Consider the following 21,253-nt stretch of genomic DNA (forward strand, 5'->3'; position numbering starts at 1 on the left):
ACTGTTCGCAAAGCAAAAAGTAAGTCCCGGAGACAATCGTAACATCAGTTGTCGGCATCATGACGAACAGGCTTGCCTGTCCGATCATGCAGCCGACAACGATTTACCATTGTCCCCAGGACGGGTTTATCGACAACCTTACTGTTCATAAAGCAAAAGTAAGTCCTGGGGATAATCGTAACATCAGTTGTCGGCATCATGGCGAACAGGCTTGCCTGTCCGATCATGCAGCCGACAACGATTTACCATTGTCCCCAGGACGGGTTTATCGACAACCTCAGAAATTTATACCTGATCTCCGGTATTGACATTGATATAATTTTGAATGGGTTGTGCAACACCTTCCACTCTGATTTCGAAGTGAACATGATTTGCGGTTGACGAGCCTGTAGAACCCATACATCCAATCTGCTCGCCCTGATTCACTGTCTGGCCCGCAATAACATTAAGACTGCTAAAATGCCCATAAAGGGTTGATAGTCCATTACCGTGATCAATGACGACACAGTTTCCGTAACCGCCGTATACACCTGCCATGGTTACCGTTCCTGATGCCGCAGCATAAACCGGGGTTCCGGCACTGTTTAAAATATCCACGGCTGCACCATTGGAATGATTACTGTAATATCCACTGCTGTAAGTTCGCAGGATTTCACCAACACAACCACTGGCCGGTAATTGAAATTGAGCGACCGGTGTTTCTGCAACCGGTGGTAGTTCTAAAACAACTTCCGGAAGAGCTACTTCCACTGAAGGCATTTCTACTTCCGATGCTACTTCGGTGACAATCGGGGTTTCTTCCACTACTGCCACTTCTTCAACAGCCGCAGCTATTTCCGCTATCGGAACTGCCTCGTCTGCCGGTACTGTTTCAACTATCGGTGCTGCTTCAACTACCGGTGTTTCTTCAATAACCGGTGCTGCTTCAACTACCGGGGTTTCTTCAATAACCGGTGCCGCTTCAACAACCGCTGGTTCTTCAGTAACCGGCGCCGTTTCAACAATCGGTGTTTCTTCAACTACCGGTACAGCTTCAGCAAGCAGTGTTTCTTCAACTACCGGCACTGTTTCAATAACCGGTGTGTCTTCCACTATTGGTGCCGCTTCAGCAATAGGAGTTTCTGCAACAACCGGTGCTACCTTATCTATTGGTGTTTCTCCGACAACCTCTGCAGCCTCAACTACAGTCGTTTCTTCCACTGCCAATGCTTCCTTTGTTACCTGAGTAACTTTTGTTGCAATGGTTAAAGCCTGATTGTTTTCATCTTCCGATTTATTCTTCTGATTCGCAACCTCTGTTTTTTCAATAACCTCAGCAACTTCGTCAACACTCATGCGCCTAGCGGCTCTTCCGGGGCGTATTTCATAATCGCTTTCATCCGCAACAACCTTATTATCTTCTTTGTCTTGATCAACACAGCTTAAAGCTTCTTTAAAAACCTCAGGGTCTGTCACATAGCCAATATGGCTTCCTTTATATGTAATTTGATAAGCTCTTGTTTGGGCATCCACGACCCCTGCTCCTGCCAAAACGAAAAATGCACCAACGATTATCGCAGAGCTTCGCATTTTAAACGACTTATGATTTTTCCCAGTGGGATGATCACCTTTTCCTGTTTCTTCATTAAATCGGGACCTTTTCAGCCCCTCTTTAATTTTATCAAAATATACTTGGATTCGATCCATGTCACTCCTCCTTGTTACAATTTATTTACAAAAATAATACCATATCAATTTTATTTTTACAAGTTTTTTATTGTTTTTTTCTAAGAAAGTTCAATCCTATGTTATACTTTTATAGAACCAATTACTTACAGGACGGTGACAAATGAATCGACTTACAATCACACATTTTTCCAGTACCACCCCGTTAAAGCTTGTTTTTTTTCAGGAAATAAACAACACTCCTTTAATCAAAAGCTTTATCAATGTTTTAATGGAATCCGAGAAATCCGTTGGTAATAAGCCATCTTCAGAGCTAATTGAATCCTATTACCACCTGAAATCAATGGTCATTGAACGCTTTATGGAACCCGATCAGCCCCTGCCGAAACACCCTGTGGGGAAATCACTCTGGGAGTTTTTGTTGCTTAAAAACATTTTTAGTGATGAAAATGCACTCACTCTCTTATGTGAATCCCAATCGTTGACCGAGGCTCATCACTTTCATAGCAGCATGTTACATGATGTTACAATTTTGTTGCAAATGATAAACTTTCAGTGGGACGACTTTTTGGACAACTATTCACTGGATACCGAGAATATCTTTTTAAAAGAAGTTTCGTCATTAGGCGCCCAGGTTACACCGTTGGCAGCAGCAATCCATAATAATGATCCGGATGAATTTCTCAGTATTCTGGCCCAATTAATTCATGAAAATGGTTTGGGCATTTTTTTAGGCAATGCTTCCTTTAGGATTAATAAAGAGAGCCGGCTTATTCCCATTACTAAAACAAATACCCAAACTATGGATGATTTGGTTGGGTATCAACTTCAAAAAACGGAAATCATTAATAATACCCAGGCATTAATCGATTATAACCAGGGCCTTAATGTTTTGCTTCAGGGCAGCATGGGCACCGGAAAATCCTCGATGGTTCGGGCGCTGCTTCATTCCTTTGAAAATACCCGCTTAAAAATCATCGAAATAAAAAGAGACCAGCTTTCACTGATCCCTCTTTTATTTAAAAAAATCGGACATCGTCCCTATGCCTTTATTCTTTTTATTGATGACCTTACCTTTGAAACCAAGGATCAGGATTATAAAATTCTAAAAGGTGTTCTCGAAGGTTCCCTTGAACGAAATCCCGTTAATGTTCGGGTATATGCCACCTCAAACCGGCGTCATTTGGTTGAGGAACGTTTCAGCGAGCGAGAAGACGCCGTCAATGCCCGGGAAGTTTTAGAAGAAAAGCTCTCTCTGAGCAGCCGGTTTGGGTTAATGCTCACTTTTTCCACTCCCAATCAACAGGAATACCTGTCAATTGTCCATGAATTGGCCAAATCAGCCGGATTAACCATGGATTCAACCGAACTTGAGTCCCGGGCCATTATGTGGGAACGCCGCCATATCAATACCTCAGGCCGAACGGCGGAACAACTGGTTCTTTATTTGTTAAGTGAACAAAAACGGTTGGAATTAACCCAATAATTATTCTTCATTCCAACCCATAATTTTTATTAACCGTAATTCTGCATATCCATAAGCACTGGCCGGATAATTAATTCGGTCAGTGGTATTGGAATTAATGAGATAATCGAGTACATTTTCCTGGTCATCCTTTACCACCTGGGTAATAATCACCGAATGGACCCACTCCCCATTATTCGCATACTGAAGAATATCCCCGACAGTGCCGCTGTATACATTGTCGCCAACCACTGCTTCAAGTCCGTAACCGGTGTTTTCGCTGGCATAGGTATAAAATTCCTCAACCCCGGCCCAGGACGGACTCCGGCCATAAGCATCCTCATCCTCATTAACCGTATCACCATACCATTTCCATTGAGTGTCATAATCTCCCAAATAATCCATTGGTATTCCGCCGGCATTTAAACACTGCGAAATATAATTGTTGCAATTACCCCCATAGCCATCATAAACCCCAAATTCGTCCTCATTGCGAATGACGTCCACCGAATCAACCCAGGTCATGGCATAGTCAACCGCATCCGCAGCAATATATGGGTTATCCGCAAAAGATGCCACCAGATCCGCTTCGATCTCATTAAATGTTTCTTTCTCGCCGGCAAGTTCCATAACCATCGGAGCTGCTTCGGATAAGAGCTCACTGATCATGGACGGGGAATAGCCATAGTAGTCCGCCGCCTCTTCGATTAATAAAAAAATGTCTTCTTCCTTTGTATGCGCGACAATAACATAACCAGCAGAGGTTTCTTCCAGAAAAAAGCTGTGCTCAATCCCACTGCTTGAAGAATCCACCTCTTTGGTAAATGCAAAATTCAATGTATGATCCTCTTCCAATGTTACCTCAATTAATCCGTCGTCATTGCTTACATCCGTAATGGATAAACCACATAAGTAATTATTGATGTGCAGATCATTGCTTTGGCTTAATCTCAAACCAATCAGATAATCCAGTGCACCTTGGTTGATCTGCGCGTTTTCATCGGTACTGTCTGCAAATAAACCGGTAATGTCTGTGGACTTTAAATCTGCCAACGCGTTAAAGCTCACTTCAAAATATTCAATAATGGGCGCCATCATCGCATCATTAACATCTTCCTCTCCGCTGCGCACAATGATTTCCCTATTTTTATCGGCTCCTTCTACCTCTTCTTTTTCTGTATCACTATTAAATAACCCCAATGGATTTGACGCGGCGTTTACACATGCCACCCCCATGACGGTCACAAAAATCACTACCATGCCAATCACGGCATTTCTAAATTTCTTTTTTAATCTGAATTTTCTTCTTTTCATTATTTCTGCCTTTCGTGTATCTGTGCAGACAGTATATCTTTATTATGTGTTTTTTTTGTGACGATAAACTGACGAATACAAAAAAAGCAAAAAAGGCATAAAAAAAACAGCTTTCGCTGTTGCATTCTTTAGTGGTGCCCAAAGGCGGAATTGAACCACCGACACGAGGATTTTCAGTCCTCTGCTCTACCGACTGAGCTATTTGGGCATCCTGAGTGTTCTATGTTAAATTCGAGCCAAAAAAATATGGTGGGCCTTCAGGGGCTCGAACCCCGGACCTACCGGTTATGAGCCGGTTGCTCTAACCAACTGAGCTAAAGGCCCCAAAATTACTATAAATTGCTTTTTAAAAAAATGGTCGAGGTGAGAGGATTCGAACCTCCGGCCCCATGGTCCCAAACCATGTGCGCTACCAAACTGCGCTACACCTCGATACAACGTGATTTATTATATAACATCTGGTTGTTTATGTCAAGCGGTTTTTAAACTTTTTTACGATGTGCTATTTCCGTAAGTTGCTTCTAAGTTACTTCCCCGTTGCGACTTGATTATTTTAGCACAGATCTAAACATAAAAGCAAGACTTTTTTTCAATATGGATCGTTTTTTTTCACACATGACAGAATCGCCTGTTTTTTCTGGAATAAACCCTGGCTGACGCCTGGAACTATCCCAATAGCAGTCTTTTTCGAGACTGATTATTTAGGTCATAGAAAAACCGATAATCAGTCTCGAAATCTTTTGCTCTATTTTTTACTCTTTTTCCAGTCAAGATATCTTATCTCAAATTTACTCACTGCCCAAATAAAAAATTTCATTAACGGATAAATATCCAGAAGAATTACAAGCAAAATAGCAAACATCACGCCGGTGAATGTACTTATTGGTAAAAGAAAGAAAAAGCTTTCTAAAAACAGCACCGAAAAAAGAAAGCCGGCAGTCATAGCAAAAAATAATCCCCAACGTTTACTGTCCATTGGCTGACATACTCTAAAAAGAATAATTAGTCCGGTTGAACCGGTGATCAAAACTGAAAGCGTTGAAATTTCCTGGCTGTTCAGCGACCCCAAATTACCCAGGCTCAGAATCAGTACAATGTTAACCACAATCGTCAGCGCCCCGGGTACAGACTTCTTTAGAATATAATCCAGAAAATCTCCGGAAACCCTATTTTTATTGGGTTCCAATGCCAGAAAAAAGGCGGGTATACCAATAGTCAGGACACTGATTAATGTAAGCTGGATGGGCACAAACGGATAGGCTTCATTGGCAATAATTACAATTATGGCCAGAATAAATGAAAAAATAGTTTTTACCAGAAAAAGCGAAGCCACCCGCCTGATGTTATTAATCACCCGGCGGCCTTCCATAAGAACCTGGGTAAGACTGGCAAAATCCGAATCCAATAAAACCAGCTGAGAAACCTGACGGGCTGCGTCGCTTCCTTCTGCCATGGCAATACTGCAATCAGCTTCCCGCAGCGCCAACACGTCATTAACCCCATCACCGGTCATCGCCACGGTATGGCCCTTTGCTTGAAGGGCTTTAATCAGGACTTTTTTCTGGTTTGGGGTAACTCGGCCAAAAACAGAATAATTCAGAGCTGCATTTGCCACTTCCTCGTCAGTGGTCAGGATTGACGCATCAATGTAATTATCTGAATCCCAAAGACCGGCTCGTTTAGCCACCTGGGATACCGTCACCGGATTATCACCGGAAACAACCTTGATGTCCACACCCTGATTGCGAAAATATTCCAGGGTCTTTTTCGCTTCATGGCGAATCTTATCACCAATGGGAAGCAGCGCAATGGTTTGGATATTATCCGGTAATTCGTAATCCCCTCTGAACGGGGCATCCGCATAACCTACCATTAATACCCGGTTTCCCTGACTGGCATAATTTTCCACCTTTTCCCGAATGCTGTAGTAGCGACTGCCCAGGATATTTTCGGGAGCACCGATCACATAGGTTCCGTGTTCCCCAAAATTGGCCCCACTCCACTTTCTGGCCGAGGAAAACGGTACAATCTTATCACAGTCCCATTTTGGGGGCTCCCCCTTAAAATAATCGATTAAGGCCTTAAACGTGGCATTGTCGTCTTTGAGATTATAAACCAGGGCACGTAATCCGGGAACCGGTGTTTTTTCATTGTCAAGAATTTCAAGTGATAATACTTCCATATTGCCTTCGGTAATCGTACCGGTTTTGTCGAGACACAGCATATCCACCCGGGCCAGGGTTTCAATACAATAAAGCTCCTGAACCAGGGTGTTGTGACGACCCAGACGGATAACCCCGGCCGCCAAAGCCACACTTGTCAATAGCACCAAGCCTTCGGGAATCATCCCCACCAAAGCCCCAACGGTGGCAACTACTCCCGCTTCCACCGTCAGTCCCTGAACAACAATTTGCCGGTACAAAAGCAAAATCCCAATGGGAACAATAGCAATACCAACAACCTTTAGAATAAAATTTAAGGCCCGCATAATTTCGGAATTTGGTTTTTTAATAAACCGGGCTTCCTCTGCGAGTTTCGTGGCATAATTATCCATGCCGACCTGGGTCACTTGAACAAAAGCTTCCCCAGAAACCACAAAGCTTCCCGACAGCAGTGCCGCCCCTTCTTGCTTAACAAGGGGCTCTGATTCTCCGGTGAGCAGAGATTCATTAACTTCCATTTCGCCTTTTAGTACCTTTGAGTCTGTCGGGATTTGACTTCCGGTTGTTAAAACCAACACATCATCCCGAACAATTTCCTCGAAATTTATTTTCTGTCGATTACCATCCCGCAAAACAATGGCATGAGGTTGAGAAATCAGAGAAAGCCGATCAACAGTCTTCTTTGCTTTGATTTCCTGGACAATCCCAATAATGGTGTTAATAATAACAATATTTATAAAAAAAAGGTTTCGATAGGATTCAACAAAAATAACCATCAACGCCAAAACAATATTAAGGATATTAAACAGCGTCAGCGTGTTATCCCTGACAATCGCACTAATGGTCTTTGTTTTAGATTGTGGTTGACTATTGACGTTGCCTTCAGCTACCCTTTCTTCTACCTGTGTCTGGGTTAAACCAAACTCAGGATTGATGTTGTTTTCCATTGAGTCCCTCCAGTTCTATTCGTTGCTTTGAATTATATCACCATAATCTTAAATAATCATATAGCATTGATCCTGCTCTTTTTATCCCTATGAATTCTATTGCCGGGAAATTATGCCTAAAAAAAAGAAGACTGTCCTGAGACAATCCTCCTTGCGTTTGTTTTATGATATCAGGCTTTCCCTGACAACTTGATTAACAAGTTTTCCATCTGCACGACCTTTAACCTTCGGCATCAGGACACTCATAATTTTGCCCATGTCTTTGGCGTTAACTGCACCAGTTTCTTGAATCGTTTCAGTTACAATAACCCTGATTTGATCTACGGTCAATTGTGTAGGAAGATAACTCTCAATTACTTCAATTTCTGTGAGAGCCTGCTGGATTAAATCGTCTCTTTGAGCTTTCTCAAACTCCGTCAGGCTATCCCGACGTTGCTTAAGCTGTTTTGCAATAATTTCAATGATATCTTCATCACCCAACTCAACCTTTTGATCCTTCTCTACTTGTAAAACAGCAGCCCGAATCATCGTGATGGTCGATTTCCGAATTTTTTCCTTGTTTTTCATTGCAGTCTTTAAATCAGCCTGTAGTTGATCCTTTAATGCCAAATAGTCACATCCTATCTTTTTTTCATCTTTCTTTTTCTTGCTGCTTCCGATTTTCTTTTACGCTTTACGCTTGGCTTTTCGTAATGCTCTCTTTTTCGAATTTCAGACATTACACCCGCCATTGCTGTTTTTCTTTTAAATCTGCGCAATGCACTCTCGAGTGTTTCATTTTCTTTGATTTTTACTTCTGACATTTTTAACCCCCCCCTCTAATCCGTTCGTGATTTCTGGAACTATTTACCGACATGGTATGAGTCAACTTATATTATATGTAAAATTTTGGTCGCTGTCAATTATTTTTCAACCTGGAGGCCATAATAATTCTCTTCCCCCTAATAAATGGTAATGTAAATGAGGAACGGTCTGATTTCCATCCCGTCCGGTATTGTTCACCAGACGAAATCCGGTCTTGGCAATACCCAGCTTTAAAACAATCCGATTGGCAACCAAATGGATGTGTCCGATAATGTCATCTCCGGCAGAAACAGATAGAATTGATTCGTAGTGTTCTTTGGGAATAATAATAACGTGGACCGGTGCTTGAGGGTTAATATCATTAAAAGCTACAACCAAGTCATCTTCATAAATGAATTCTGTGGGAATTTCTTTCCTGACTATTTTACAAAAGATACAATCCTGGGACATAATTTCCTCCTTTAAAATGTAGAGTGTTAAACGTTAAGCGGAAAAATGATTTTATCTAAACAAACAGAACGGATCACTGTGATTTTAAACCCCTATAGAATATTTCCAGTCAATTTGTTTGCATACCGTTGAGTATATAATACCCTAAGTTCCATAATTCTACCATCAATTTTTTCTTCGCTGGTAAACATCACCGGAATATAGTTTTCGGTGTGACCCTGATGGGAATCCCCTTTGGTATAGGCTTCAAAAAGGACTCGGGCTTTTTGGCCATGGTTCTTTTTCAAAAAGGCAACTTCCAGGCTCTGGGATAATTCTGATAAAATATGACCACGTTTTGTCTTCGTATCGTCATCCACCTGGTTAGGAAAGTCAGCCGCTTTAGTGCCCCGTCGTTTCGAGTATTTAAAAACATGGATTTGGTAAAACGCCACTGCCTGAATAAAAGCAAAAGTCTGGTTGAATTCATCAACGGTTTCCCCGGGAAAACCCACCATCACATCGGTGGTAAGTGCCGCCAGGGGGAAATATGCGCGGATTTTTTTAACAATCCCGAGGTATTCAGCCGTGGTATAATGCCGTGCCATCCTTTTAAGCACCGTATCGCTGCCGCTTTGAAGAGAAAGATGGAAATGCGGACAAAAGCTTTTAATTAAAAATAAACGCTTTAATCGATCTTCAGTGACAAATTTAGGTTCCATTGATCCCAGGCGAATCCGCTCAAGCCCGGGAATTTTATCCAGTTCCTCCATTAAATCAATGAGATCTGAATCGCCCTGATCCACGCCATAGGATGCAATATGAATGCCCGTGAGAATCACTTCCCGGTAGCCGCTGTTCACAACCCGAACAACCTCAGCGACTACGTCAGACATAGGGCGGCTCCGAATCGGCCCCCGGGCATAAGGCACAATGCAATAGGTGCAAAATTGATTGCAGCCCTCCTGGATTTTAATAAAAGCCCTGGTCTTTCGTTTGACCTCTGAAATCACCATCGGCTCGAAAATTTTCTCATCCATAATATCCGATACAAAATCCCGCTTTTTATGATCTTTCAAGTGAGCATCGAGATAATTGAGAATTTCATGTCTGTTTTTGGTACCGATCATTAAGTCAACTTCCTGGATTTTTTCAACTTCATCAGGTGACGCCTGGACATAACATCCCACCGCGCAGATAATCCCGTCAGAATTCAGGCGTTTGGCCTTGCGCATCATTTTCCTGGATTTTTGATCGCCCAGATTGGTAATGGTACAGGTATTGATTACATATACATCAGCAACCTCGGAAAAAGCCACAACCTCGTAACCCGCAGCTTCAAAAATTTCCATCATAGCTTCACTGTCATAGGTATTCACCTTACACCCCAAAGTCATAAAGGCAACCTTTTTTTTATGAAAATTTACATCAAGCATCATATTCCTTCTCTCCAGAAATTCAACTGGCTTAAAACTACCATGCCGGCGGTTTCCGTGCGTAAAATCCGATTACCCAGGGTCACACTTTTCACCCCGGCCAACTGGCAGACTTCGACCTCCTGAGGATCAAAGCCGCCTTCCGGTCCAATAATCACCCCAATTTTCAGCGGCGTGTCACGTTCCCGACCAAAATCCGTCAGCACATCTTTCAGGGACAGTTTTTTCTCATCCTCATAGGCCAGCAGCAATAAATCAAAAGCACCGGATTCTTTAAGAATACTATTTAAATCCATCAGTTCACCAATCACCGGAATGATGCCCCGTTTCGACTGTTTCGCCGCCTCGTAGGCAATCCGCTGCCAGCGCTCAATTTTCTTATCCTGCTTATCTTTAATCTGAGCAATGGACCGCCGGGAGCTAAACGGAATAACCACATCCACGCCCAGCTCCACATTCTTTTGAATGATCACTTCCATTTTCGATCCCTTGGGCAAACCCTGGAATAAGGTGACGCTCATCAGCGGTGTTTCCCCCCTGGAGGGGTAGGCTTCGGTAATGGTTCCGGTAATGGTATTCGTCATAGGTGCTTCCAGAACGACCAGATAATCCGTTCCCCCGGCGTCGCAAACCTCGATAGTTTCACCTTTGCCGAGCCTTAAAACCTTGGTAATATGCTTAAAATCCTCGCCGGTAATGGTAATACCAGTGCCTGTGATTTGATCTTCCGTTACAAAAAACCGATGCATGCTAAGCTCTCTTCTGAGCAACCACGCCAACCCATTCGCCCATTTGCTGAACGAAGAGCAGTTTGAAGTTTTCTTTCTCAAGGGCTACCAACACATCCGTCAAGCGTTCGATAATGATCCCTGAAGAAATAAAAATGCCATTTTCCTTGAGATAGGGCTTAATAATGGATGACAACTCGACAATGGCTTCAGCCAAAATATTGGCGACAATCACATCCGCGACCTCATCAATGACATCCAGAAGGTTTCCCTCCCGGATTTCCACCATATCACCCAGATTGTTCAGCTCGGTATTTTCTTTGGCAATCTTAACTGCCAGCGTGTCAAAATCCACAGCCACCACTTTTTTAGCCTTGAGCTTTCCGGCAATCAAAGATAAAACCCCGGTGCCGCAGCCGATGTCCAGGACCACATCCCCGGGCTTAATATATTCCTCAAGTTTAATGGCGCAGAGCTGAGTCGTTTCATGGGTCCCGGTACCGAATGCCATCCCGGGATCAATATTAATAACTACTTCCCCTTCTGTAGCCTCGTATTCTTCCCAGGTAGGCTTGATGACCATGGCCTTTCCCACTTTGGTGGGTTTGTAAAACTTCTTCCATGAGTTCGCCCAGTCATCCTCTTCAATTTCGGTAATCATCATTTCACAATCGCCGGGATCAATGCCAAAGGTTGGCAATGCTTTTACCCGGGTAATCAGTAAATGCAAAGCTTCATCGGTGTTGGAAAGCTCACTAAAATACCCTGTTATAATGGAAGCATCCGGATCAATTTCCAGAAGAGACGCATCGACAAAATTAACTTTTGGATCTTGTTGAATCAAGAGCACATCCTGAAGGGATTGAATTGCCACCCCCTGCGCTCCACTTTCATAAAAAGCATTGACCACTGCTTCCTCAGCCTCTAAAGTTGTTGTGATTTGAACTTCTTTCCAAAGCATTCCGTACCTCCTGTTATTTGTATTTTGATTATCTCACTAAATACTCGTTTTTCTTTTACGATTTACCATTGTACCCTATCTTTCTTATAAAATAAACAGTGAATTTCAGATTTTTAAAATATTTATGCTGATCGCCCTGATTGTTATACAGAGAAATTTTTTGCCTGGTTTCTGTAAAATATGGTTAAGTGATATAACCGCTTTCCATTTAATGCTATAATAAATTTAACTGTAAATTAAATTTTAAAAGGAAAAGGTGACCACCATGGCAACTGAAAATAAAAGCCGTTCCATACAAGAATATGTTCCCGGCAAACAGGTAACATTGGCGCACATTATCGCAAAACCTAAAAATGATATCTATATAAAACTAGGCCTGGATGATGAAGCCAGCGATGCCATCGGCATCCTCACCATTACTCCCAGCGAAGCCGCTATTATTGCCGCCGATGCTGCAACCAAAGCGGCACCAGTTGAAATCGGTTTTTTAGACCGCTTTAGCGGTTCCCTGGTCATTACCGGACGTGTCAGTGATGTCAAAGCCGCAGTATCCGAAATTCTGAATTGCCTGCAGCAAGTTTTAGGCTTCGATATTCCTAAAATCACCTACTCCTAAAGATGGCCAACAATAAAAAAAGAGTCGCCCTTATCGGAAAAATCAGCAGCGGAAAAACCACCTTGAAACAGCGGCTCTCCAATGAAGAAATGAAATATTCAAAAACCCAAATGGTCAGTTACTTCGACGATTTTATTGATACCCCCGGGGAATTCATTGAGCTTCCCTTCTTTTCAAGACAAGCCATTAACATCGCCTGTGATGCGGGTTTGCTGATTATGGTGGTTTCCTGTGTTGATAGCCAAAACTCTATTCCGCCTAATTTTATTCATACCTTTAATATTCCCGCCATCGGCGTGATTACAAAGATCGACCATCAAGACTGCAACATTAAAAGAAGCCGGAACTTTTTAGCCTATGCCGGGATTAAGCCTAAAAACATTTATGAAGTCAGTTCCGAAACCGGAGCAGGCATCGAAGCTCTGGAAGAAGCCATCCACCACTACATGGATCCGATTCGGAATCCTAATTTAAAATAAGGAAGTGCGCTATGATAAATGACAGCTATGGAAACCTGACCCCCAAAGGGGTCGCAGGATATCTTAAGGAAAAAAATATTTTCCCAAAGAACGCCAATCTCACGGTGGTGGATTTGCATGCCGAAAAAGAAAGCATCGAAGGTTTTGTCAATTTGATTTATCACGCCTATGACGGCTCCGGAAAATCCATTATCCTGAAGCAAATGCTTTCATTTCCGCGTTTTCGCATTGAAGAAGAAAAAAACAATAACGTTGGCGAAGGAGATTGGACCCTGGATCTTGGACGCATGCGTTCCGAAATCGCCTCGCTGATTTTCTGGAACTCGGTTTACCCCGGGATCTGTCCGGAAATTTATGTTTTTGACGAAACCAACCGCATCATTGTGATGGAGGATTTAATGGTCCTCAGCCTACTGCGGTTTGATCTGTGCCGCATGGTCAAGCATCCCCAGCTTCATGAAAAACTCGGGACATTTTTCGCCCGCAATCTTTTCTTTTCCTCCAATCTTCACCTCACCCGTTACAAAAAATCGGAAGTCGAACGTTTTTTTACCAACCCCGAATACACTGCCCTTTCCGGACCGGTATTTGAAGATAACATCGCCGTTTCCTGGAATCGCAACATGGCCCCGGCCACCGCGACCAAAAGAAAAGAGCTGATTGAAAACCCCCTGATTCAAGCTGAAGTCAAACGTCTCCAGACAAACTTTTTGGAAAATAAAGAATGCCTCATCCATACGGATCTCCATAGCTCAAACATCATGGTCAGCCAAACCGATATCCGGATCATTGACGGCGAGTTTGCCGGCTTCGGTCCCCTGGCCCAGGATTTTGGCCGCATCACCGCAAGCTTCAGCCTGAACTTTATTTCCTGGTTCGGCGACACCACCAAAACCCTACAGCAAAAGTCGGATTTTCAGGCCTATCTCTGTGACACCATCATCGGATTATACACAACCTTCCAGAAAGTCTTTCACCAATTGGTGAAAGAATACCAGGACGAAAGTTACAGCCTTAAAATCCTGGATGTCGATGCCTACCTGATCAACCAGCTCCAGGACGCACTATCCTATACCGGCATTAATATGACCTCACGTTTAGCCACCAGAGGCCTCTGCTACGACATCTCCCGGCTACCCGAAGACGCCCGCGCCATCCCCTCACTGCTGGGCATGAACATCGCCGAGGAACTCCTCTTAAACCACAAAAACTACACTAACATCAGTGAGTATACCCAGTTTTTACTAAAACTATCTCTATAAATCCCGAGGCGCAAGCCTCTTTTTTTTGTGCGTCGTCAAACCTCGGCGCGGACATTTATTTACTATTGCCCTCAGGACGATTTTTCACTCAAATCAAAAAGTAAGTCCTGGGGACAATCGTAACATCAGTTGTCGGCATCATGGCGCACAGACGTAGTCTGTCCGATCATGCAGCCGACAACGATTTACCATTGTCCCCAGGACGATTTTTACTCAAACTTAAAAGTAAGTCCCGGGGACAATCGTAACATCAGTTGTCGGCATCATGGCGCACAGGCGTAGCCTGTCCGATCATGCAGCCGACAACGATTTACCATTGTCCCCGGGACGATTTTATCACCTGTCTAGATCACATACTCACAGCTGCCCTTTTCGTGATAGCGCTTGACCAAATCCGCCAGAGTTACATTATCCACCACATTTTCAATGGCTTCCTTAAGATCCTGCCAAATCTCAACCGTCACACAGCGATCGCCGCGCTTGCAACTCCCTGGTTCATCCAAACAAGCCACCGGAGAAAGCTCCCCTTCCATCAGCCGCAGGATCATACCAACGGTATATTCTTCAGGTTGTCTGGTCAATTGATACCCACCCTGGGACCCACGGACACTTCTGACGTATCCGGCCCGGGAAATCTGGGTGATAATCTGTTCTAAATATTTTTCTGAAATCTCCTGGCGTTCGGCAATCCGTTTAATGGGAATGTATTCCCCGGTATTGTTTAGTGCCAGGTCAAGCATCAGGCGCAGGGCATATCGGCCCTTTGTAGAAATTTTCATTAGTTATATAGCGCCGTGGAAAGATAGCGCTCCCCACTATCCGGCAAAAGCACAACAATTTTTTTTCCCTTATTTTCCGGCCGTTTGGCAAGCTCCGTGGCCGCAAAAATCGCCGCCCCTGAAGAAATCCCCACCAAAAGCCCCTCTTTTTTAGCCACAATTCTAGAAGTGCTAAAGGCATCGTCATTACTGACTTGAATAATTTCATCATAAACCTGGGTGTTTAACACCCCGGGAATAAAGCCTGCGCCAATCCCCTGAATCTTATGCGGTCCCGGTTTGCCCCCGGACAGCACCGGAGAGTCCGTGGGTTCGACAGCGACGATTTTCACTCCGGGGTTTTTCTCTTTAAGTGCTTCCCCAACACCGGTAATGGTTCCGCCGGTGCCAATCCCGGCAACAAACATATCCACTTCACCGTCGGTGTCATTCCAAATTTCAATGGCGGTTGTGGTTCGATGAATCTCTGGATTAGCCGGGTTTTCGAATTGCTGCGGCATATATGCATTGGGAATTTCTTTAACCAGCTCGTTAGCTCTGGCAATCGAGCCTTTCATGCCCTCTGCACCTGGAGTTAATACAAGTTCTGCACCCAATGCCGAAAGCAGGTTTCTTCGTTCCATACTCATGGTTTCCGGCATGGTTAAAACCAGACGATACCCTTTGACCGCTGCAACAAAAGCCAATCCGACCCCGGTGTTTCCACTGGTAGGTTCAATAATCACGGTTCCTTCTTTAATCTTTCCGGATTTTTCACCGGCATCGATCATGGCAAATCCAATCCGGTCCTTCACCGATGACAGAGGATTAAAATATTCAAGCTTAGCTAAAATCGTTGCCCCAAGATTTAAACTTTTTTCATAATTTGATAATTCCAATAAAGGAGTATTGCCAATTAAATCCGTTAAGCTTTTTGCTATTTTTGACATGTAATTACCTCAGTTCTTTCTTTAAAGTTAATTCATATTAAGTCTATATGAATTGCTAATTTTATTATAGACCTCGTTTCTTTCTTTGTCAATACAAAACGTCATTGATTGGCTGGATTTCTCTTTAAGCAAAAAAAGAATGCCGGATTGTTCCGGCATTCTTTTTTTTACTAGTCCGTCCTGCTCTACCGTAGGGGAGGGTAGTACCCGCCCGCAACGTCACGGTGATTACCAATACGCATGCATAAACCTCGACGTTGCGGGCGATTAATAATCGCCCCTACGAACCGAAAAAGAACATATGATTTATGCAAACGCAAGTTTAATCCCGTAGGGGCGGAATCTCAGTTCTTATGATTCTTTTTTGGGACCTTTTTCTTTTTCTTCGGCATGAATCCGGGCCCAAAAACGTTTTGCTTCGGGATGGGCATCCATACCGGTGGCTTCAGCATATTCCTCTAAAATACGTCGTTGTTCACGGGTTAACTTACGCGGAACTTCGACTTTAACGGTAATAAACTGATCCCCGCGGCCATGGCCATTGACATTGGGAATCCCCTTACCTTTTAATCGGAAGACCTTGCCATTCTGAGTTCCCTCAGGAATTTTCAGCTTAATCTTAGTATCAATGGTAGGAACCACAATGTTATCACCCATAGCTGCCTGAGCATAAGTGATGGGCAATTCATAATGCACATCATCGCCACTACGTTTAAAGATGAGATCTTCCTTGACGCTGATATATACAAAGAGATCACCGCTTGGTCCGTGATTCGGCCCAGCGTTGCCTTGTCCTCGGAGTGGTAACACAGAGCCATTATCCACACCGGCTGGAATTTTAATGCTAATGGTGCGTTCTTTAGCCTCGACACCTGAACCATGACACTGTGGACATGGTTTATCAATGACCTTGCCTTCACCATGACATTTATCGCATTCCTGAACCTGCTGAATAGTACCAAATGGCGTTTGCTGTCTGACATAAACCTGGCCGGCACCACCGCATTGATCACAGGTTTTAACATCCGAGCCCTTTTGAGCTCCGGATCCGTGACAAACCGAGCATTCCTCTTTACGCTTAATCTTAATCTTCTTTTCAACACCAAAAACGGCCTCATGAAAGCTCAAATTTAAACTGATTTTCATATCCGAACCACGGTTTGATCGGGCCCGAGATCGGCCACCGCCACCAAAGCCGCCGCCACCGCCAAAGGCACTGAAAATATCCCCAAAGATATCCTCAAATCCGCCGCCGCCGCTAAAACCACCGCCGCCAAAGCCGCCATAACCACCAGCTCCACCACCACCGGCATTGTTATTGACCCCGGCATGACCATATTGGTCATATGCAGCTTTTTTATCCGCATCGCTCAAAATCTCATAGGCTTCATTGGCTTCCTTGAACTTTTCTTCAGCCGCATCATTTCCCGGATTCTTATCCGGATGAAATTCCATTGCCCTTTTTCGATAGGCTTTTTTTATTTCATCTGCACTGGCGTTTTTATTAACACCAAGCACCTCATAGTAATCTCTTTTTTCACTCATAAATTATCTCACCTCTTTTGAATCCTTCTGTAGTTATAAACAACTATTAATTATACCCTTTATACCCCATGAGTGAAAGGTTTTTTTTCACAATTGAAATTCAACCTTTCAAACAAAAATAGTGGCAGCCTCAGCTGCCACTTGTATGCTTGATTTTCACCAAGACTATTCTTTTACTTCTTCGTATTCTGCATCCACCACATCTTCTTCACCTTCGGCAGCAGCTTCTTGCTCTTCAGGCGTTTTCTGTGCAGCGGCTTCTTCGTACAATTTTTGAGCTAATGGGTAGAAAGCTTCATTTAATGTTTCGGTTGCCTTGGTAATAACCTCAGCATCTTCGCCTTCACTGGCAGTTTTTAACTTAGCGATAGCATCTTCAACTTTGGCCTTATCTTCATCAGATACCTTGCCTTCCATTTCCTTTAAGGATTGTTCGGTTTGGTAAATGGTTGAATCCGCAACATTTTTTGCTTCGATCAGCGCTTTGAATTTTTTATCTTCTTCAGCGTGTTGTTCGGCTTCACGGACAGCTGCATCAATTTCGTCATCACTCATGTTAGTGGTTGATTTAATGACAACGTTTTGGGTGGTTCCTGTTCCCATATCTTTGGCGGAAACATTCACAATACCGTTGGCATCAATATCGAAGGTTACTTCGATTTGGGGAATGCCACGTCGTGCGGAAGGAATTCCGGTTAATTGGAAACGACCCAATGTTTTATTATCCTTGGACATTTCACGTTCACCCTGTAAAACATGGATGTCAACAGCGGTTTGGTTATCGGCTGCGGTTGAGAATGTCTGGCTTTTCTTGGTCGGGATCGTGGTATTACGATCGATTAATCGAGTAAATACGCCACCTAAGGTTTCAATCCCCAGTGACAATGGTGTCACATCAAGGAGCAATACATCATGAACTTCACCGGCTAATACACCTGCCTGGATAGCAGCACCGATGGCCACGCATTCATCCGGGTTAATGCCCTTATAAGCATCTTCACCGGTAAGATTTTTAACAGTTTCCTGAACAGCAGGAGTTCTGGTAGACCCACCAACAAGAATAACCTTGTCCATTTCATGTTTACCGATTCCAGCATCCTTCATGGCCTTTTCAACAGGACCGACAGTGCTTTTTACAAGATCCTGGGTTAACTCGTCAAATTTTGCCCGGGTTAAAGATAATTCCAAATGCTGTGGTCCTTCGGCTGTAGCAGTGATGAAAGGTAAATTAATATCTGTTTTAATAACGGTAGATAATTCAATTTTCGCTTTTTCAGCGGCTTCTTTCAGTCTCTGAAGCGCCATTTTATCATTTTTAAGATCAAAACCATGGGTTTTCTTAAATTCAGCTGCCATCCAGTCAATGACTTTCTGGTCAAAATCATCACCGCCAAGGTGATTGTTTCCGTTGGTTGCCTTAACTTCAAAGACACCATCGCCTAATTCAAGAACGGACACATCAAAGGTTCCGCCACCAAGGTCATAAACCATAATCTTCTGATTTCCTGATTTATCAAGTCCGTAAGCCAGTGCTGCGGCTGTTGGTTCATTGATAATTCTTAAAACTTCCAAACCGGCAATACGTCCGGCATCTTTGGTTGCCTGACGTTGAGCATCACTGAAATATGCGGGAACCGTAATAACTGCTTTATTAACCGGTTCGCCCAAATAAGCTTCGGCATCCGCTTTCAGTTTTTGCAGGATCATGGCTGAGATTTCCTGGGGAGTATAAGTTTTGTCATCAATCACAACTTTACGATCGGTACCCATGTCTCTCTTAATGGAAGCAATGGTACGGTCTGAATTGGTAACGGCCTGTCGTTTGGCAACCTGGCCAACCAGTCGTTCGCCGTCTTTTGCAAATGCAACAACGGATGGTGTGGTTCTATTTCCTTCTGCGTTTGGAATTACAACAGCTTCACCGCCTTCTAATACTGCGACACATGAATTGGTTGTTCCTAAGTCAATTCCGATAATTTTTTCTTTTCCCATATCTATTTCCTCCTGAAATTTATTTATTGTTTTGTTGAATTATTTATTTATTACAAACCTTAACCATGGCGGGTCGTATGACCTTACCCTTAAAGCTGTAGCCCTTTTGAAAAACTTCCATAATGTCCTGATCGTCTTTTTCGTCATCTTCGCCCACTGCAACACCATGGTGATAATTGGGATCAAATGCGCCTTCACAAACAATTTCTTCAAGGCCTTCTTCTTTAAGAACCTCTTTGAGTTGTTTAAACACCATTTGAATACCATTTAAAAAGCTTTCTGCTGTAACATCGGCACCTTCAATGGACGCCTCTGCCCGTTCCAGATTATCAATGACCGGAAGCAGCTTTGTTGCCAGATTTTCTGATGCAAACTGATAAATATCGGATTTTTCTTTCTGTGTTCGTTTTTTAAAGTTTTCGAAATCTGCCTGAAGTCGTATTAATCGATTTAAAATTTGTTCATCCTCCTTCACTATCTCCTTTAAAATTTTATCGGGAGAATCCTCGCCGTTTTCGTCATCAATGGATGCATCGGCTTCGGTCGCTTCGGTGGTTTCCTCTACAGGAGTTTCCGCAACAGGTGTTTCCACCAAAACGTCATCTTCTAAAATTTCGGGATCGTTCTTTTTTCTTTTTGTCATATAATCACCTACTTCATTAATAAATTTGAGATATGTAAATTCAACTCATTGCGTATATAATTCAGGACCGATGATACATTGTCATAATTCATCCGGGTGGGTCCAATCACCCCAAAGGCGCCCATCGTTTCTCCATCCAACTCATAGGTGGAGGTAATAATACTAAAATCCTTTAAGCTTTCATTGTCGTTCTCACTCCCAATTTTTATATGAATCACGCGATTGCCATCCTTGGTTGTCAATATGTCTGAAAGCACCTGTTTTTCCTGAACGATATTAACCAAACGCTTAATCTTTTCAATATCACTAAACTCCGGATAATTAAAAAGATTGGTGAGGCCCATGGAATGAATTTCGGATGCATCCTCAAGTAAAGCCTTCTTTAAATGAGGAAGAATCTCATGAATCAAATGGGTTTCTTCAGCAGTTAATTCCTGGATCTGGTCAATGAACTCTGAACTCATATCCCTTAAAAAAGTATTTTTAAGAAAACTGTTAAGCACATTGGTGAGTTTCAATGCCAGCATGGAGTCGACCTGCTGACCTAGTGTAATTTCAATGTTTTTGGCCATGCCTTCTTGGGTAACTACTATCATTAGTACCCTGTTTTTAATTAATGAAACAATTTGAATATGCTTACAATTAAAATTTGTGACGCGTGGTGCCAAAACCACAGCTGTGTAATTAGTGAGTTGGGATAAAACCTTGGCGGTATGGTCCATTGTGTTTCCCATTTCGCTGGTATAATTTAAAAAGCCCCGATGAATATCCGTACGGATTATCTTTTCAAGCTTTTTAACTTCCATTATCTCATCCACATAATACCGATAGGCCTGTTGAGTCGGAATACGACCTGAAGACGTATGCGGCTGCACTAAGAAACCTAAATCCTCCAGGTCTGCCATTTCATTTCGGATGGTCGCCGGGCTGATACCCAGGTTGCATCTTTTTGAAAGGGTTCGTGAGCCCACAGGCTCCGCTGTGCTGATGTAATCACGGATGATCACCTCTAATATTTTCTTTTTTCGAGCATTGAGTTCCATGTTCCACCTCGTTATTAGCACTCACGATAATCGAGTGCTAACATCTGAATTAAA

General features: G+C 43.2%; 21 protein-coding genes and 3 tRNA genes. 6 read left to right on the forward strand and 18 right to left on the reverse strand.

Annotated features, from left to right (window positions below; translation table 11 throughout):
* The first annotated feature begins 59 nt into the window (after positions 1 to 59).
* The gene (locus tag AKG39_RS19745; RefSeq protein ID WP_126981222.1) at positions 60 to 308 is read left to right on the forward strand and encodes a hypothetical protein; all 249 of its coding nucleotides are present in this window, start codon (positions 60 to 62) and stop codon (positions 306 to 308) included.
* Here AKG39_RS19745 and AKG39_RS08675 read toward each other — a convergent pair.
* Positions 286 to 1,686: a M23 family metallopeptidase gene (locus tag AKG39_RS08675; RefSeq protein ID WP_050739998.1), complete on the reverse strand. Its 1,401-nt coding sequence runs from the start codon at positions 1,684 to 1,686 to the stop codon at positions 286 to 288. The two genes, AKG39_RS19745 and AKG39_RS08675, sit on opposite strands and share 23 nt — an antisense overlap.
* 142 nt (positions 1,687 to 1,828) lie before the next feature.
* Between AKG39_RS08675 and AKG39_RS08680 the strand changes: the two genes are divergently transcribed.
* Positions 1,829 to 3,151 carry an ATP-binding protein gene (locus AKG39_RS08680; RefSeq protein WP_050739999.1) on the forward strand — a complete coding sequence of 441 codons (1,323 nt, stop codon included), beginning with the start codon at positions 1,829 to 1,831 and terminating at the stop codon, positions 3,149 to 3,151.
* Here the strand turns inward: AKG39_RS08680 and AKG39_RS08685 are convergent, their stop codons facing one another.
* The 11 genes from AKG39_RS08685 to prmA form a co-directional block, all read right to left on the reverse strand.
* Positions 3,152 to 4,444: an amidase domain-containing protein gene (locus AKG39_RS08685; protein ID WP_050740000.1), complete on the reverse strand. Its 1,293-nt coding sequence runs from the start codon at positions 4,442 to 4,444 to the stop codon at positions 3,152 to 3,154.
* 132 nt (positions 4,445 to 4,576) lie between these two features.
* Positions 4,577 to 4,652, reverse strand: a tRNA-Phe gene (locus AKG39_RS08690).
* Between the two features lie 39 nt (positions 4,653 to 4,691).
* A tRNA-Ile gene (locus AKG39_RS08695) sits at positions 4,692 to 4,768 on the reverse strand.
* 31 nt (positions 4,769 to 4,799) lie between these two features.
* A tRNA-Pro gene (locus tag AKG39_RS08700) sits at positions 4,800 to 4,876 on the reverse strand.
* 313 nt (positions 4,877 to 5,189) lie between these two features.
* Positions 5,190 to 7,553 (reverse strand): cation-translocating P-type ATPase, encoded by a 2,364-nt coding sequence (locus tag AKG39_RS08705; RefSeq protein ID WP_050740001.1) that lies wholly within the window; start codon positions 7,551 to 7,553, stop codon positions 5,190 to 5,192.
* Positions 7,554 to 7,715: 162 nt separating this feature from the next.
* Entirely contained in the window at positions 7,716 to 8,162 is a 447-nt protein-coding gene (locus AKG39_RS08710; RefSeq protein ID WP_050740002.1) for a GatB/YqeY domain-containing protein, read from the reverse strand.
* Between the two features lie 11 nt (positions 8,163 to 8,173).
* On the reverse strand, positions 8,174 to 8,356 hold the full coding sequence (gene rpsU / locus AKG39_RS08715; RefSeq protein WP_013379247.1) for a 30S ribosomal protein S21: 183 nt from the start codon (positions 8,354 to 8,356) through the stop codon (positions 8,174 to 8,176).
* A 106-nt stretch (positions 8,357 to 8,462) separates the two neighbouring features.
* The gene (locus AKG39_RS08720) at positions 8,463 to 8,807 is read right to left on the reverse strand and encodes a histidine triad nucleotide-binding protein (RefSeq protein ID WP_050740003.1); all 345 of its coding nucleotides are present in this window, start codon (positions 8,805 to 8,807) and stop codon (positions 8,463 to 8,465) included.
* Between the two features lie 92 nt (positions 8,808 to 8,899).
* Positions 8,900 to 10,225, reverse strand: a complete 1,326-nt coding sequence (gene mtaB, locus AKG39_RS08725; RefSeq protein ID WP_050740004.1) for a tRNA (N(6)-L-threonylcarbamoyladenosine(37)-C(2))-methylthiotransferase MtaB — start codon at positions 10,223 to 10,225, stop codon at positions 8,900 to 8,902.
* Positions 10,222 to 10,971 carry an RsmE family RNA methyltransferase gene (locus AKG39_RS08730; protein ID WP_050740005.1) on the reverse strand — a complete coding sequence of 250 codons (750 nt, stop codon included), beginning with the start codon at positions 10,969 to 10,971 and terminating at the stop codon, positions 10,222 to 10,224. Before AKG39_RS08730 ends, mtaB begins: the two co-directional genes overlap by 4 nt.
* Position 10,972: 1 nt before the next feature.
* Positions 10,973 to 11,911: a 50S ribosomal protein L11 methyltransferase gene (prmA, locus tag AKG39_RS08735; RefSeq protein WP_050740006.1), complete on the reverse strand. Its 939-nt coding sequence runs from the start codon at positions 11,909 to 11,911 to the stop codon at positions 10,973 to 10,975.
* Between the two features lie 265 nt (positions 11,912 to 12,176).
* Between prmA and AKG39_RS08740 the strand changes: the two genes are divergently transcribed.
* The 4 genes from AKG39_RS08740 (at position 12,177) to AKG39_RS20020 (ending at position 14,550) form a co-directional block, all read left to right on the forward strand.
* Positions 12,177 to 12,527, forward strand: coding sequence for a BMC domain-containing protein (locus AKG39_RS08740; protein WP_050740007.1), 351 nt, complete (start codon positions 12,177 to 12,179; stop codon positions 12,525 to 12,527).
* Positions 12,528 to 12,529: 2 nt separating this feature from the next.
* Positions 12,530 to 13,006, forward strand: coding sequence for a EutP/PduV family microcompartment system protein (locus tag AKG39_RS08745; protein ID WP_050740008.1), 477 nt, complete (start codon positions 12,530 to 12,532; stop codon positions 13,004 to 13,006).
* Between the two features lie 11 nt (positions 13,007 to 13,017).
* A complete protein-coding gene (locus AKG39_RS08750; RefSeq protein ID WP_050740009.1) occupies positions 13,018 to 14,268 on the forward strand; it encodes a phosphotransferase in 1,251 nt (416 codons plus the stop codon).
* A gap of 129 nt (positions 14,269 to 14,397) precedes the next feature.
* Positions 14,398 to 14,550 (forward strand): hypothetical protein, encoded by a 153-nt coding sequence (locus AKG39_RS20020; RefSeq protein ID WP_160316162.1) that lies wholly within the window; start codon positions 14,398 to 14,400, stop codon positions 14,548 to 14,550.
* Positions 14,551 to 14,612: 62 nt separating this feature from the next.
* On the opposite strand, the gene AKG39_RS08755 is transcribed toward AKG39_RS20020, so the two are convergent.
* From AKG39_RS08755 to hrcA, 6 genes are all read right to left on the reverse strand, one after another.
* Positions 14,613 to 15,047 carry an RrF2 family transcriptional regulator gene (locus AKG39_RS08755; protein WP_050740010.1) on the reverse strand — a complete coding sequence of 145 codons (435 nt, stop codon included), beginning with the start codon at positions 15,045 to 15,047 and terminating at the stop codon, positions 14,613 to 14,615.
* Positions 15,047 to 15,976 (reverse strand): cysteine synthase A, encoded by a 930-nt coding sequence (cysK, locus tag AKG39_RS08760; RefSeq protein ID WP_050740011.1) that lies wholly within the window; start codon positions 15,974 to 15,976, stop codon positions 15,047 to 15,049. The genes AKG39_RS08755 and cysK overlap by 1 nt, the downstream gene beginning before the upstream one ends.
* A 351-nt stretch (positions 15,977 to 16,327) precedes the next feature.
* The gene (gene dnaJ / locus AKG39_RS08765) at positions 16,328 to 17,521 is read right to left on the reverse strand and encodes a molecular chaperone DnaJ (RefSeq protein ID WP_050740012.1); all 1,194 of its coding nucleotides are present in this window, start codon (positions 17,519 to 17,521) and stop codon (positions 16,328 to 16,330) included.
* A gap of 165 nt (positions 17,522 to 17,686) precedes the next feature.
* On the reverse strand, positions 17,687 to 19,513 hold the full coding sequence (dnaK, locus tag AKG39_RS08770) for a molecular chaperone DnaK (RefSeq protein ID WP_050740013.1): 1,827 nt from the start codon (positions 19,511 to 19,513) through the stop codon (positions 17,687 to 17,689).
* A 43-nt stretch (positions 19,514 to 19,556) separates the two neighbouring features.
* Positions 19,557 to 20,156 carry a nucleotide exchange factor GrpE gene (gene grpE, locus AKG39_RS08775; RefSeq protein ID WP_050740014.1) on the reverse strand — a complete coding sequence of 200 codons (600 nt, stop codon included), beginning with the start codon at positions 20,154 to 20,156 and terminating at the stop codon, positions 19,557 to 19,559.
* An 8-nt stretch (positions 20,157 to 20,164) separates the two neighbouring features.
* Entirely contained in the window at positions 20,165 to 21,199 is a 1,035-nt protein-coding gene (gene hrcA / locus AKG39_RS08780) for a heat-inducible transcriptional repressor HrcA (protein WP_050740015.1), read from the reverse strand.
* Positions 21,200 to 21,253: the final 54 nt, after the last annotated feature.

Origin of the sequence: Acetobacterium bakii (assembly GCF_001263355.1) — a bacterium.
Classification (GTDB): Bacteria; Bacillota; Clostridia; order Eubacteriales; family Eubacteriaceae; genus Acetobacterium; species Acetobacterium bakii.

What these genes read in the sequence shown, in the direction of transcription:
- hrcA (WP_050740015.1), bottom strand. Translation starts at nt 21,199, where the DNA reads ATGGAACTCAATGCTCGAAAAAAGAAAATATTAGAGGTGATCATCCGT.
- cysK (WP_050740011.1), bottom strand. Translation starts at nt 15,976, where the DNA reads ATGTCAAAAATAGCAAAAAGCTTAACGGATTTAATTGGCAATACTCCT.
- AKG39_RS08755 (WP_050740010.1), bottom strand. Translation starts at nt 15,047, where the DNA reads ATGAAAATTTCTACAAAGGGCCGATATGCCCTGCGCCTGATGCTTGAC.
- prmA (WP_050740006.1), bottom strand. Translation starts at nt 11,911, where the DNA reads ATGCTTTGGAAAGAAGTTCAAATCACAACAACTTTAGAGGCTGAGGAA.
- grpE (WP_050740014.1), bottom strand. Translation starts at nt 20,156, where the DNA reads ATGACAAAAAGAAAAAAGAACGATCCCGAAATTTTAGAAGATGACGTT.
- AKG39_RS19745 (WP_126981222.1), top strand. Translation starts at nt 60, where the DNA reads ATGACGAACAGGCTTGCCTGTCCGATCATGCAGCCGACAACGATTTAC.
- AKG39_RS08675 (WP_050739998.1), bottom strand. Translation starts at nt 1,686, where the DNA reads ATGGATCGAATCCAAGTATATTTTGATAAAATTAAAGAGGGGCTGAAA.
- dnaJ (WP_050740012.1), bottom strand. Translation starts at nt 17,521, where the DNA reads ATGAGTGAAAAAAGAGATTACTATGAGGTGCTTGGTGTTAATAAAAAC.
- AKG39_RS08730 (WP_050740005.1), bottom strand. Translation starts at nt 10,971, where the DNA reads ATGCATCGGTTTTTTGTAACGGAAGATCAAATCACAGGCACTGGTATT.
- rpsU (WP_013379247.1), bottom strand. Translation starts at nt 8,356, where the DNA reads ATGTCAGAAGTAAAAATCAAAGAAAATGAAACACTCGAGAGTGCATTG.
- AKG39_RS08705 (WP_050740001.1), bottom strand. Translation starts at nt 7,553, where the DNA reads ATGGAAAACAACATCAATCCTGAGTTTGGTTTAACCCAGACACAGGTA.
- AKG39_RS08740 (WP_050740007.1), top strand. Translation starts at nt 12,177, where the DNA reads ATGGCAACTGAAAATAAAAGCCGTTCCATACAAGAATATGTTCCCGGC.
- AKG39_RS08685 (WP_050740000.1), bottom strand. Translation starts at nt 4,444, where the DNA reads ATGAAAAGAAGAAAATTCAGATTAAAAAAGAAATTTAGAAATGCCGTG.
- AKG39_RS08680 (WP_050739999.1), top strand. Translation starts at nt 1,829, where the DNA reads ATGAATCGACTTACAATCACACATTTTTCCAGTACCACCCCGTTAAAG.
- AKG39_RS08750 (WP_050740009.1), top strand. Translation starts at nt 13,018, where the DNA reads ATGATAAATGACAGCTATGGAAACCTGACCCCCAAAGGGGTCGCAGGA.
- AKG39_RS08720 (WP_050740003.1), bottom strand. Translation starts at nt 8,807, where the DNA reads ATGTCCCAGGATTGTATCTTTTGTAAAATAGTCAGGAAAGAAATTCCC.
- mtaB (WP_050740004.1), bottom strand. Translation starts at nt 10,225, where the DNA reads ATGATGCTTGATGTAAATTTTCATAAAAAAAAGGTTGCCTTTATGACT.
- dnaK (WP_050740013.1), bottom strand. Translation starts at nt 19,513, where the DNA reads ATGGGAAAAGAAAAAATTATCGGAATTGACTTAGGAACAACCAATTCA.
- AKG39_RS08745 (WP_050740008.1), top strand. Translation starts at nt 12,530, where the DNA reads ATGGCCAACAATAAAAAAAGAGTCGCCCTTATCGGAAAAATCAGCAGC.